Source organism: Pseudomonas sp. SST3 (assembly GCF_003325755.1).
In genome coordinates, this window is sequence record NZ_QORI02000012.1 from 61,930 (window position 1) to 73,735 (window position 11,806).

13 protein-coding genes are annotated in these 11,806 nt (G+C 63.2%); 1 reads left to right on the plus strand and 12 read right to left on the minus strand.

What is annotated here, in order from left to right; genetic code table 11:
- Positions 1 to 17: 17 nt before the first annotated feature.
- The 3 genes from DQ405_RS14005 to DQ405_RS28285 all read right to left on the minus strand — a co-directional run bounded on the left by DQ405_RS14005 (position 18) and on the right by DQ405_RS28285 (position 2,463).
- Entirely contained in the window at positions 18 to 1,229 is a 1,212-nt protein-coding gene (locus DQ405_RS14005; RefSeq protein WP_168424790.1) for a nitrate/nitrite transporter, read from the minus strand.
- Between the two features lie 304 nt (positions 1,230 to 1,533).
- Entirely contained in the window at positions 1,534 to 1,977 is a 444-nt protein-coding gene (locus DQ405_RS14010) for a thioesterase family protein (RefSeq protein WP_168424791.1), read from the minus strand.
- Between the two features lie 147 nt (positions 1,978 to 2,124).
- Complete coding sequence (locus tag DQ405_RS28285; protein ID WP_342030421.1) at positions 2,125 to 2,463, minus strand: ABC transporter substrate-binding protein; 339 nt, start codon at positions 2,461 to 2,463, stop codon at positions 2,125 to 2,127.
- Between DQ405_RS28285 and DQ405_RS28290 the strand changes: the two genes are divergently transcribed.
- Positions 2,417 to 2,587, plus strand: a complete 171-nt coding sequence (locus DQ405_RS28290; protein ID WP_342030422.1) for a hypothetical protein — start codon at positions 2,417 to 2,419, stop codon at positions 2,585 to 2,587. The genes DQ405_RS28285 and DQ405_RS28290 overlap by 47 nt on opposite strands.
- Here the strand turns inward: DQ405_RS28290 and DQ405_RS28295 are convergent.
- From DQ405_RS28295 to DQ405_RS14055, 9 genes are all read right to left on the minus strand, one after another.
- Positions 2,529 to 2,654, minus strand: a complete 126-nt coding sequence (locus tag DQ405_RS28295; protein ID WP_342030419.1) for a hypothetical protein — start codon at positions 2,652 to 2,654, stop codon at positions 2,529 to 2,531. The two genes, DQ405_RS28290 and DQ405_RS28295, sit on opposite strands and share 59 nt — an antisense overlap.
- A gap of 267 nt (positions 2,655 to 2,921) precedes the next feature.
- Entirely contained in the window at positions 2,922 to 3,500 is a 579-nt protein-coding gene (locus DQ405_RS14020; protein ID WP_168424792.1) for an ANTAR domain-containing response regulator, read from the minus strand.
- Between the two features lie 14 nt (positions 3,501 to 3,514).
- Complete coding sequence (locus DQ405_RS14025) at positions 3,515 to 4,735, minus strand: CmpA/NrtA family ABC transporter substrate-binding protein (protein ID WP_168424793.1); 1,221 nt, start codon at positions 4,733 to 4,735, stop codon at positions 3,515 to 3,517.
- 193 nt (positions 4,736 to 4,928) lie between these two features.
- Positions 4,929 to 6,551, minus strand: a complete 1,623-nt coding sequence (locus tag DQ405_RS14030) for a BatD family protein (protein WP_168424794.1) — start codon at positions 6,549 to 6,551, stop codon at positions 4,929 to 4,931.
- Between the two features lie 4 nt (positions 6,552 to 6,555).
- Positions 6,556 to 8,277 carry a VWA domain-containing protein gene (locus tag DQ405_RS14035; RefSeq protein ID WP_168424795.1) on the minus strand — a complete coding sequence of 574 codons (1,722 nt, stop codon included), beginning with the start codon at positions 8,275 to 8,277 and terminating at the stop codon, positions 6,556 to 6,558.
- On the minus strand, positions 8,274 to 9,290 hold the full coding sequence (locus DQ405_RS14040; RefSeq protein ID WP_168424796.1) for a vWA domain-containing protein: 1,017 nt from the start codon (positions 9,288 to 9,290) through the stop codon (positions 8,274 to 8,276). The genes DQ405_RS14035 and DQ405_RS14040 overlap by 4 nt, the downstream gene beginning before the upstream one ends.
- A complete protein-coding gene (locus tag DQ405_RS14045) occupies positions 9,283 to 9,771 on the minus strand; it encodes a DUF4381 domain-containing protein (protein WP_168424797.1) in 489 nt (162 codons plus the stop codon). Before DQ405_RS14045 ends, DQ405_RS14040 begins: the two co-directional genes overlap by 8 nt.
- A complete protein-coding gene (locus DQ405_RS14050) occupies positions 9,768 to 10,736 on the minus strand; it encodes a DUF58 domain-containing protein (protein WP_168424798.1) in 969 nt (322 codons plus the stop codon). The genes DQ405_RS14045 and DQ405_RS14050 overlap by 4 nt, the downstream gene beginning before the upstream one ends.
- On the minus strand, positions 10,736 to 11,695 hold the full coding sequence (locus DQ405_RS14055; protein WP_168424799.1) for an AAA family ATPase: 960 nt from the start codon (positions 11,693 to 11,695) through the stop codon (positions 10,736 to 10,738). Before DQ405_RS14055 ends, DQ405_RS14050 begins: the two co-directional genes overlap by 1 nt.
- Between the last annotated feature and the right edge of the window lie 111 nt (positions 11,696 to 11,806).

Genomic DNA, 11,806 nt, shown 5'->3' on the forward strand with positions numbered 1-11,806 from the left:
GGCTAACGTATTCGAACTCAGACGCGTGCGGCGGTCATCGCCGCGGAGCCCCAGGTGGTTCTCCAGCGACGCTTGACACCATAGAGGCCGAACCAGGCCAGCGCACCCAGGCTGGCGAACAGCCAGAGGCCCATCTGGTAATCGCCGGTGGCTTGCTTGACGGCACCCAGGCCTGCGGTCAGCAGGAAACCGCCAATGCCGCCGGCCATGCCGACCAGCCCAGTCATCACGCCGATCTCCTTGCTGAAGCGTTGTGGCACCAGCTGGAAGACCGCGCCGTTGCCCGCACCCAGGCTGAGCATGGCGACGACGAACAGCGCCAGTGCGGCCGTCGAGCTCGACAGGTTGAAGCCAACCACGAACAGGCAGGCGGCCGCGACCGTATACATCACCAGCAGTGAACGGATTCCACCGATGCGGTCGGCCAGCGCGCCGCCGAGCGGCCGTAGCAGACTGCCGGCGAACACGCACGCGGCGGTGTAATAGCCGGCCTTGACCGGGTCGAAGGCGTACTGGTCGTGGAAGTAGCCGGGCAGGGTGCTGGCCAGCCCGAGGAAACCGCCGAAGGTCACGCTGTAGAAGAACATGAACCACCAGCTGTCACGATCACCTAGGGCTTTCATGTAGTCGGCGAAGGATTTCGGGGCAGGGCGGTTGGGGGCGTTCTTGGCGAAGGTGGCGAAGATGATCAGCGTCAGCATCAGCGGGATCAGCGCCAGGCCGAACACATTGCTCCAGCCGAACATGGTGGCCAGCACCGGTGCGAAGAGTGCCGCGAACACGGTGCCCGAGTTGCCCGCGCCGGCGATCCCCATGGCCTTGCCCTGATGCTGCGGCGGATACCACTGCGAAGCCAGCGGCAGCGCCACGGCGAAGGAGGCGCCGGCCATGCCGAGGAACAGGCCGAGCAGCAGCGCCTGCTCATAGCTGTGCACGCCGTGCAGCCAGGCGACGAACAACGCGGCGATCACCACGATCTGGCCGAGCAGCCCAGCCGTTTTCGGCGAGGTGCGATCGGCGAGCATGCCCAGCACCAGGCGCAGCACTGCGCCGGACAGAATGGGTGTGGCGACCATGAAGGCACGCTGTTGTGTGGTCAGACCCAGGTCTGCGGCGATCTGAACGCCCATGGGGCCGAGCACATACCAGACCATGAAACTCAGATCGAAATAGAGAAAGGCGGAGAACAGCGTCGGCGTATGGCCGGATTTCCAGAAACTCGTATGCATGGACACCTCACTGACAGCGCATCCGGCGCACGAGGTTGAGCGACGGAGCATGCGGTGACCGCCAACCGGTTCGGTGTGGCGGGGCAAAAAAAAAGCGCCGCGAAGCCACCGCCATTTCGAGCGGGGCAACGCGACGCCTTTGTCATGTCTATGAGTAACCGCCTTTGGCTACCTGTTGTGCACTAAGCAGAAGCTGTGCCAAGAGAAGCAACCACGCTGTTCTGCGGCCTTGGCTGATTACCTGACGTGTTCTGAAGGTAAAAAAGGTGCAGGTCTGGTGCACGGTGCGTCGAATCGGGGCGCCTTAAGCGATGCGGTTGACCTTAGGGAACTTCGCGTCGAATTCGCCGGGCATCGGCACGACGCGTTTGTCCAGATAGTTGTAGAAAACGAAGCCAGACTTGGCCATGGCTATGAGCGTGTCGTCGGCGGGACGGGTAATGCGGAACGTAATGTCGCCACCGTAGCGGTTGAAATCCATTACGCCGACTTCTAACAGCAGCACATCGCGCGCATGGGCTTCGGCTTTGTAGGTGGTCGCCAGATCAGTGACGATGATCCCCCTGCCGTCCTTACTGGTCTCGGCGATGCCGTAGGCAAACAGAAAGCGCGCGCGGGCTTCGGAAATCATCGAGATCATCGAGTCGTTGGCCAGATGATTGCCGGCGTTGATATCGGTAATGCGCACGGTGAGCTGGGTGGTGAAGCAGAACTGGTTTTCGGGAAACTGCAGGGTCAGGCGGGCCATGGTGCTCTCGTTACTGGGCGTGTACTGGGCGCTGGTTGCGGCGCGATGGGCGGGCGCGGATTCTACGTGCCCACCGGCCAGGCCCAAACAAGATTCAGCCCGCTGATGACTACCGCATGTCGCGTATCGCACCTGTGTCAGGCGATGCTATGGCGGATGCCCCGCAGGCGCTCGGCGATGATCGGCGTGATCAGTGCGTAGCATTCGGCTGGCGCCAGGCTGATACGCGGAGCATCGATCAGGTTGCGCTCCAAATGCTCGATGAGGTTGCCCAGTGTCTTTCCACCAATCGGGTCGGCCAGCCGCTCGCAGAGGTAGCGCATCTGGATCTGCATATCCAGCGGACAGCCCTCGTTCGGTGCGTAGTAGCCGGGATGAATGCGCGCCGGCGGCAAGCCAGTAGCGCAGCTCGTAGTTGTGCGTTGAAACCGGGAACACCATGCCCTGGTTGAACGACTTCCCGCTGGCATTGAGCCGCTCGATCACTGGTTTGAGCGCATCGGCCTTGACCGGATGCTGCGGTTTGCCATCGACCATCGTCACATGGGGCTTCATCTGTTTTCAGATCGCGTTGGACATCGTGATGGCATTGCTATTGAGTCCATGGTGAAGGCGGTGATGATCTCGCTCTTGGTACCAAAACCGATGGTTGCGCCGATCGGCTGGCCGGACAGCATGTGCGCGCCGTCCAGTTCGCCATCGATGAGCCGGTCCAGCAGAACCTTGGTTCGGTTGCGGGGCAGGGCAGTACCAGCGGGCGCTGTTTTGGTTCGCCAGGAGTACGGGTGGCGTGCCTACGGTGCCGTTGCGGCAACTTATGCGCAGGCGGAACCATCAAGCTCGTGGTTGCCTTGAACATGGCGAAGAGGGCTGATGAAGGGGCGATGCGCGCCGGGCCGCAATCGCCCCACCTCGATATGTGGGGCGGGGTTAGGCGCTGCGGATTACTGACCCAGCAAGTCGTTCATGGCGATGATCTGCTCGGCGACCTGGATCAGCTTCTGCTGGCGGCTCATGGCCTGGCGACGCATGAGGGTGTAGGCCTCTTCCTCATTGCAGCTGCGCATCTTCATCAACATGCCCTTGGCCAGTTCGATGCGCTTGCGTTCCGCCAGTTGTTGGTCGCGTGCGTGCAGTTGCGCACGAATCGCCTGGTCGCTTTCGAAGCGGGCCATGGCCACGTCGAGGATGGGCTTCAGGCGTTGGGCCTGGATACCTTCGACGATGTAGGCGCTGACACCGGCGCGGATCGCCTGACGCATGGCGCTGGGGTTGTTGTCGTCGGTAAACATGACGATGGGACGCGGCTGATCGCGGCTGACCATCACCACCTGTTCCATCACGTCTCGGCCGGGGGAGTCGGTGTCGATCAGCACCACATCGGGGCGTATGGACTCGACGCGCTCAGGCAGGTCGATAGTCAGGCCGGATTCTTCTATCACCTCGAAACCAACTTCGATCAGGGCAGCGCGCAGGCGGCCGACTTTGCGTGGGGTATCGTCGATCAGGAGAACGCGAAGCATGGCTGTCTCCCTTGTCAAAGAATGCCGAACGTGGCGGTATCAGTCAGAGCATGCAAGGCGAAGCTGCGTGCATATCCAGCCGGGTCGCTGCCGTCCCAATGGCTTCCATCCATCAACACGGTGCTGCGCATGGACGAGTCGGGCACGGGGATGTTCAAGGCCGTTGCCGCGTCGCGATAAAGGCTGCTCTGTTGCACGGTCTGCGCTACGGCGAGGTAATCCGGATCCTCACGCAGCATGCCCCAGCGGCGCAGCTGCGTCATGAACCAGACACCGTCGGAATGGTAGGGCACGTTGGCCTCGCCATTACCGAAAAAGCGTAGTGGGTGGTCGTCCTGCCAAGCATGGCCCAGTCCATCTTCATACTGGCCGAGGAAACGCGGCTCGATGGCCGCCATCGGCGCGTCGACATAGTCGCTGCCGGCGATCAGGCGCGCAGTGCTGCGGCGGTTTTCCTGGCTTTCATCGATGAAGCGGCTTGCCTCGAGGATGGCCATGACCAGCGCGCGGGCGGTGTTGGGATACTCCTCGACAAAGGCCCGAGTACAACCCAGCACCTTTTCCGGGTGGTCGGGCCAGATCGACTGGCTGGTGGCGAGTGTGAATGCCTTGTCCTCCTGGATCGCCTGGGCGCCCCAAGGTTCGCCGGCACAAAAGCCGTCGATGCGTCGTGCCCGCAGATGCCCGACCATTTGCGAGGGTGGCACTACAAGCGTACGCACGTCGCTCAGCGGGTGGATACCATGGGCCGCCAGCCAGTAGTAGAGCCAGAGCGCATGCGTACCTGTGGGAAACGTCTGCGCCAGAACCAACTTCGCACCGCTTTGGCGCACACAGCTGCTGAGTGCCTCCGGATCGGTCACCCCAGCAGCCTTGAGCGAGCAGGACAGGCTGATGCTCTGACCGTTCTGGGCCAGCCCCATAAGCACCGCCATGTCTACCGGTGCACCGCCGCCGATACCCAGATGCACCGCATAAACCAATCCGTACAACGCGTGGGCTGCATCCAGCTCACCTTCGATCAGCTTGTCACGCAGGCTGGACCAGGACGTCTGCCGCTGCAGATTGAGTGTCAGGCCATAGGGCTGAGCAAAGCCCTGGGTGGCGGCGACGATCAGTGAAGCGGCATCGGTCAGGGCCATGAAGCCAAGGTTGACCACGTGTTTTTCCGGTGCATCGCTGCCTGCGACCCAGGCCAGCGAGTCGGAACGTAGTAGGGTACTGGGATGAATCATGCGGACTAGAGCCTTTGGCGGGGGCGCTACCACTGCCGGGAGCGGCGGCGAGCGCACTGGGAAATCATATGGTCTGCAAAGCAAGCCATATGCCAAAGGCGAGCGTGCTAGCCCATCAGCATCCAGGTGCTGGCCGTGATTCACTCAAGTCGGCCGGCGAGGTTCTTGTCGCCTGCGAGATAGCCTGTGCGCTTCAGCGCGGGTACAGCGGCGGCAGGGCGCCTGTTTCCTGTTCGGTGGTTGCTGCGTGTGCGGTCGGCAGGTTCTGGATGGCCTGCCATAGCGCTTCGCCTTGCCAACGCTGGCCGGTCTCGCTGTAGAGCGCACCATTCAGGCCGTCGAGGGCGTCGGACAGCGGGATGAAGCGTGCGGCCATGTCCGCCAACGTTTCCGGTTGCTGACGTGCCCAGGCATCGAGCGCGTGGCGGGTCGCCTGGGTGTCGTTGGCCAGGCAGGCGCGTTTCAGGTCATCGAGCAGGCTGCGCGGGGTGGGGCCGCTCTGTACCGTGCGGATTACCGCCGGCTGGCTGCGTGCGCGTAGCCACAGGCCGAAGCCGAGCAGTGTGGTCAGAGCCAGTACAGCGCTGCTTAGCTGCCATGCCCACAACGTTTGTGCCTGGAGCTGCGGCTGAGCGGCAGCGGAATTTTCGATTGAGGGTTGCTGCAGTTCGGGGTTTTCCGCCACTTGAAGTGGTCGTTCGGGCAGCGTGGTGCGCTCCAGCCGGTCCTCGGTTGTGTTCCACCAGACCAGTTCCACGGCAGGAAGCACGAAGTCGCCGGCTCGCGTCGCCACCAGTGCCGCGCGTTGCTCACGGCTGCCGCTGACCCCGTCGTCGGTGACCGCATCGTTCAGACTCGGTTGATCAGGATAGCGACGCAGGCCGGGCACAGACGGCGTCTCGATCGGTGGCAATTGGGCGCTGGACAGACCGTCGGCCTTCACCAGCAGGCTGCGTGTCAGCGCCTCACCCAGCTGCGCCTCTTGCGGCTGCGGGCTCCAGGCTTCGACCAATGTCAGGCTGGTCGCCGGAAGCCAGGGGGCATCAGCGGGGTAATCGGCCGGCTTCGGTTTGACTTGCAGCGGGATCTCGGGAGATTTGACCTGGGTGGATTTACCGAAGCGAGAGCCATAGTAGTCACCGGTGGCGGCAACCGTGGTCGCGCTGAATAGCTGCGCGGGAATGGTCAGCGCTCCGCTCTGCTGGGGAAACAGCGCATAGCGGATCTCGATCACACCATGGCGAATGCCGTTGATGTCTTTTTCATAGGTGCGCGGTTCTCCGAGGCGTTCGACCAGCGCGTCGCTCATCTGTAACGGCGAGAGCGTGCTGTCATCGTAGAGCGAAACGGAATGGTAGATGCGCAGGGTCAGGACCACTTGTGCCTGAACATAGACGTTGTCCTGATCGAGGCTGGAGTCGATGAATATCGGGGCCAGCTTGTCGCCGTCCTCGGCGCTGGATTCACTGACGTTGAGGGTGATGGGTTCGCTACGCCAGTCGCCCAGCTGCAGCGGTGGGATGATCACGTAACCGGTCTGTCGAGGCTGAAGGGTGATCAGCCATTTGGTAATAGCCCGCGCCTCGCCATTGCTGCCCGAGAGCTGGCTGAGCTGGCGGGTGCCGAATACCTTGAAGAGGCTATCGAGCGGCTGCAGGTCCGGTTTGCCGAACACCGTGGTGCCACCGACCTCAAGCGTCAGCTCGACGGTTTCGTCCAGGCTCAGTTGGGTGCGGTCGACCCTGGCGATAAGTGGCGCGGCGCTCGTCTGGTAAGCGAGCATGAGCAGGAACACCAGTGTTGTTAGCCGCGTCATCGATTCATTCCTGGCGCTTGCGTTGTTCATAGAGAAACTTTCGGCGCAGCAGCTCGCCGGGATTGTCGGGAATCTTGCGTAGCCACTGATTCATTGCCTGGTCCTGCTCGGGATCGGACGCCGCTTCGCCCGCCTGGGCAAGGGTCTCGCCGGTCTCGTTCTGCTCACCCGAATCGGGCGGCGTTTCGGCCGTTGCCTTGCTGGTGCCTTCATTGCTCTGGCCGGGCTCATCGTGCTCGGATGGCTCGGCTGTTTGTGGCTGGGTAATCGCTGAGCCTCCGGTGGGGGGGCTCTGCCCGGTTCGCCCGGCATCGGGTGGCGAGTCCTGCGAGGGCTGGTTGTCCGTGCTCTGCTCATGCTGCGCCTTTTGCTGGCGCAGGATATCCTCGACGATGGCCTTGTTGCGACGGGCCGACTCCAGCTCCGGGTCTATCTCCAGGGCCTGATCATAGGCTTCGATGGCCGCTTCCAATTCCTGCTTGCGGGCCAGTGCGTTGCCGCGATTGTAATGGTCCGCCGCGGTATCACCTTTGGCGAACTCCTCAGCGGCGCCAGCATAATCACCGGCTTGGTAACGGGCGTAGCCTTGCCACTGCGGATTGTCGAAACGTGCCGCCGCTTCGGCCGGGCGCTGGGATTCCAGCAGGCGCATGCCCTGTTGATCCGGACGTAACCATAGATCCTGCATGCTCAGCGCGCTGGCTGGCTGCGGCATGAGGACAATGAGCGGCAGGCAGAATAGCCAGCCACGGCGCCCGGCGCACGCGGCGAGCACCAGCAGCGGTAACAACAGCCAGTGCCCCTGATCCAGCCAGGCGTTGAGTCGGGTAATGTCGTCCTTGGATACCAATTCGCCGTTGCGTGCCAACAGCCCCAGCGCATCGAAATCCGCGTCATCGAGTCGCGCCTGCTGATAGCGCCCGCCAACCTCGGTGGCAAAACGACGCAAAGCGCCGTCATCCAATCTCGGTATCAAGATGGCGCCCTTATCGTCCTTCAGAAAGCGGCCATCCTCCTGGGCGATTGGCGCGCCTTGTTCGGTGCCTATGCCGAGTATCAGTAATTGCATGGGGCTATCGTCGAAAAGCGTGCGAATCGCGGTGCGCTCCTGTTCGCTCAGGCTGCTGCCGATCAGGAGTAACCGGCCGCGTCCGTTCGCGCCTCGTTCAAGCAGCTCGATGCCGTGCGCCACAGCCAGGTCCGCTCGGTGTCCCGGTTCGGGCATCAGGTCAGGCTGAAGCACGTCCAGCAGGTTCTGCGTCGTGGCGATATCGTTTGATAGCGGCACCAGGGTATGAGCGCTACCGGCGAACGCCACGACTGCCGTTTGGGCGTCCTGACGGGCTTGCAGCAGATCGAGAACCTTGTGTTTGGCCTGCTCCAGGCGATTGGGGCGGACATCGGTGGCCAGCATGCTGGTCGTTGTGTCCAGCAGTACCACCAGCGGGTCGGCACGTGACAGGCTCGGTTGTTCGGCGTGCTGCCAGCTCGGTCCCAGCAGCGCCAGGCAGGCGAGCAGCCAGGCTGAGCCAAGTACCAGCCAGGGGCGTCTACTGTTGCGCAATTTGCCGCGGGTCAGCAATGCAGCATGGAAAGCCTCGGGTAACAGGCGCTGCCAGCGGCCGATCTGCCGCTGCCGCTGCCAGAGCCGCCACAACAGCCAGATCGGCAGCGGCATGATCAGCAGCCAGTACGGCCTGAGCAGGTGAGGCAGCAGCTCGATCATGGCTGTTTCCGGCGCCATACGAGGCGTTGCAGCGCGGAATGCCAGAGACTGTTTGCGACCAGCATCAGGCTGATCAGCAATGCGGCCGATAGCGGCCAGACATAAAGCGCATCGGCAACACGGGCCTGCGTCGGTTGCTGTGCAGCGGGCTCGAGTTGATCGAGCGTGGCGCCAATGGCCTTCAGCTCGTTGCTCGAGCGGGCTCTGAAATACTCACCGCCGGTTTGCTCGGCGATCGCTCGCAGGGTTGGCTCGTCCAGCTCCGCGGCGGCGTTAAAGCCAAAGCGCTGGAGAATGCCGCCCGCTTCGGCATCGGCGCCAATGCCGATCGTATGTATCTTTATGCGTTCTCTCGCCGCCAGGCGCGCGGCCAGCAGCGGATCGATCTCACCGCCATTGTTGGCGCCGTCAGTGATCAGCACCAGCACCCGGCTTTCTGCGGGTCTTTCGCGCAGACGCTTCACTGCCAATCCGATGGCGTCGCCGATAGCCGTATTGCCGCCAGCGATGCCGATGACAGCCTCGTCGAGCCAGGTGCGCACGGACTGCCGATCGAACGTCAGCGGTGCCTGCAGGTAGGCCTTGCTGCCAAACAGGATCAACCCGACGCGGTCGCCTCGGCGCTCCAGGATGAAGTCTCCAAGCAGATGCTTGACCAGCTCCAGGCGACTGACTTCGCTGCCCTGCCATTGCATGTCCGGGTAGTCCATCGATCCGGACACATCCACCGCCAACAGCAGGTCGCGACCACTGGTGGGCAGCGGCAGGGGCTCGCCGAGCCATTGTGGCCGGGCGGCAGCGAATAGCAGCAGAAGCCAGACCACCAGATACGGAAGCTGCTGGCGCCACGCGGGCAGGGCAACAGCGGCGCGGCGCCCGGCTAGTGACTCCAGTTCGGCAAGAAAGCTGATCTTCAAGGCCGCGTCACCGCTGTCCGCAGCCGGCAATAGCCAGCGCAATACCCAGGGCAGCGGCAACAGCAGGAAGATCCACGGCCAGGCCAGCTCAAACATGCTTGCGAATCCAGATCTGGACGGCTTGTTCGAGGCCCTGGATGGCCTTGTCATCCAGCCGGCATTCGGCGCGGTAGCCCCCTTCGACAAGCACCATCCAGCGCGTCAGGCCGGCTGCTGGACAGCGGTTGTCGAGAAACGCCAGCCAGGCACGGCCGCTGAGCGTGTGCGGATGATCGTCTGGATAGCGGGTGCGGCAGAGGCGCTTGAGCACCGCATTGAGTTGCTGCAGCCACTGGTTGGCCGGTTGCCCCCCGTAGGGTTTGTTCAGTTGAGCGAGTTCGTCCAGCGCGGTCTGTCGTTGAGGATCGACCGCCACTTCGGTTTCGATTCTGGGGCGCTGCCGCTGCCAGGGACGCAAGCGTAACAGTAGGAAAACGCTGAGAATCAACGCAGCCAGGAACCACCAGCCGGGCGCTGGCGGCCATCCGCTTATGGGGGCGGGAGCGATCAGGGGGTCGAGCTGATCGAGGGCGCTCAACGGTGTGCTCCGGGATGCTGCACGCTGAGGTGCTCACGAAGCTGATCGACCAGATCCCGCTGGGTGTCCAGTGGCATCAACGGCAATCGCAGGCGATCGGCCAACCGCCGCCACCGAGCGGTGCGGGCTTCTCCCTGGAGACGGTAGGCCTGGCGGATGACCGCATCGTGGCTGTCCAGCTCCAATCGCGCGCCGAACTGAGCAAAGCGCAGCAGACCGGCGGCAGGCAAGGCGTGATCGAGGGGGTCGAAAACCGGGACCAGTAACAGGTCGACATGACGGGCGAGCAGCGTCAGCTGCTGTTCGGCCGCGTCGCCCAGCGCGCGTTCGTCGCATACGACTATTGCCAGGCTGCCGGGACGCAGCACTTCGCGGGCGCGTCTCAATGCCAGGCCGAAGGTGTCCGGATCGTCGTTCTGATCGGCGTTCAGCCCGGCGTTGGCGCGCGCCAGGCGATCGAGCAGCTGCAGCAGGCTCTGCTTGCTGCGGCGGGGTTTGACCTCGTGATGTTCACCATGGCCGAAGACCAGGCCGCCGACCCGGTCGTTGTGACTCAGCGCGGCCCAACCGACCAGGCTGGCAGCCTGTGCGGCGAGTACTGATTTGAACGCCCGCCCGCTGCCGAAGAACAACCGCGGGCTCTGCTCCACGAGGATATAAATAGGCCGCTCACGCTCCTCGTGGAATAGCTTGGTATGGGGTTCCTGGGTACGCGCCGTCACCCGCCAGTCGATGGTACGGACGTCATCGCCCGCCTGATAGATACGCACCTGATCGAAGTCCACTCCGCGCCCGCGAAGTTTGGAGTGATGCAGGCCGACCAGCGGACTGCGACGGTGCGGAGTTGAAAACAAGGGCACCTCTCTGACTCGATGACGAATGTCGATCAGTTCGGCCAGACTGATGCGGACCCCCGTGCCCGGCAAGGGGGGGGCATGGCCGCCGGCCGTTGGGGAGGATTGCATCAGGCCACCGCCACCACGTCGAGAATGCGTTGCAGCACGCGGTCTTGGTCGATGCCAGCGGCTTCCGCTTCGAACGAAAGAATCAGGCGATGACGCAGCACGTCGAACAGCATGGCCTGAATGTCCTCCGGACTCACGAAATCTCGCCCCGCCAGCCAGGCGTGGGCGCGGGCGCAGCGGTCCAGCGAGATCGAACCACGAGGACTGGCGCCGTAGGCGATCCAGCCGGCCAGCTCGGCATCAAACTTGGCCGGTGCGCGGGTTGCCATGACCAGCTGCACCAGGTACTCCTCGACCGCATCGGCCATGTACAGACCGAGGATTTCCTTGCGCGCAGCGAAGATGGCTTGCTGTGATACGCGATGGTCGGGCGGGGTCTCGCCGTGGATGGCCTCGCCTCGAGCTTGCTGAAGGATGCGCCGCTCCACGGAGGCATCGGGGAATCCCAACTTCACGTGCAGCAGGAAGCGATCGAGCTGCGCTTCGGGCAGGGGATAGGTGCCTTCTTGCTCGATAGGGTTCTGGGTGGCCATCACCAGAAACAGCGGTGACAGCTCGTAGGTGCTACGGCCAACGCTGACTTGGCGCTCGGCCATGGCTTCGAGCAACGCCGACTGTACCTTCGCCGGCGCGCGGTTGATCTCGTCGGCTAACACCAGGTTATGAAAGATGGGGCCCTGTTGAAAGACGAAGCTGCCGGTTTCCGGGCGATAGATCTCCGTACCGGTAATGTCGGCCGGCAGCAGGTCCGGGGTGAACTGGATACGGTGGAACTCGGCCTCGAGGCCACCGGCCAGCTCCTTGATCGCTCGGGTCTTGGCCAGACCAGGGGCGCCCTCAACGAGCAAATGACCATCGGCCAGCAGCGCAATCAGCAGTCGCTCGATCAGCCGTTCCTGGCCAAGAATCTGGGTTGAAAGAAACTGTCGCAAGGCGACTATTGCTTCACGGTGGTCCATCGCTGAGCTCTTCTGAGGGGCGTGTCTGGGCGGGTGCTCGACGGTCACGACTTTAATTCATTTGCCGAGCGACAGGCTATGCGCGGCTCGGCAACTTCATCACGCCGAAGG

Bases quoted from the DNA above. Each gene is read 5' to 3' on its own strand.
- DQ405_RS14055 (WP_168424799.1), bottom strand. From the start codon at position 11,695: ATGGACCACCGTGAAGCAATAGTCGCCTTGCGACAGTTTCTTTCAACC.
- DQ405_RS14010 (WP_168424791.1), bottom strand. From the start codon at position 1,977: ATGGCCCGCCTGACCCTGCAGTTTCCCGAAAACCAGTTCTGCTTCACC.
- DQ405_RS14005 (WP_168424790.1), bottom strand. From the start codon at position 1,229: ATGCATACGAGTTTCTGGAAATCCGGCCATACGCCGACGCTGTTCTCC.
- DQ405_RS14040 (WP_168424796.1), bottom strand. From the start codon at position 9,290: ATGTTTGAGCTGGCCTGGCCGTGGATCTTCCTGCTGTTGCCGCTGCCC.
- DQ405_RS28290 (WP_342030422.1), top strand. From the start codon at position 2,417: ATGCCCTGGTTGAACGACTTCCCGCTGGCATTGAGCCGCTCGATCACT.
- DQ405_RS14025 (WP_168424793.1), bottom strand. From the start codon at position 4,735: ATGATTCATCCCAGTACCCTACTACGTTCCGACTCGCTGGCCTGGGTC.
- DQ405_RS14020 (WP_168424792.1), bottom strand. From the start codon at position 3,500: ATGCTTCGCGTTCTCCTGATCGACGATACCCCACGCAAAGTCGGCCGC.
- DQ405_RS14035 (WP_168424795.1), bottom strand. From the start codon at position 8,277: ATGATCGAGCTGCTGCCTCACCTGCTCAGGCCGTACTGGCTGCTGATC.
- DQ405_RS14030 (WP_168424794.1), bottom strand. From the start codon at position 6,551: ATGACGCGGCTAACAACACTGGTGTTCCTGCTCATGCTCGCTTACCAG.
- DQ405_RS28295 (WP_342030419.1), bottom strand. From the start codon at position 2,654: ATGCTGTCCGGCCAGCCGATCGGCGCAACCATCGGTTTTGGTACCAAG.
- DQ405_RS14050 (WP_168424798.1), bottom strand. From the start codon at position 10,736: ATGCAATCCTCCCCAACGGCCGGCGGCCATGCCCCCCCCTTGCCGGGC.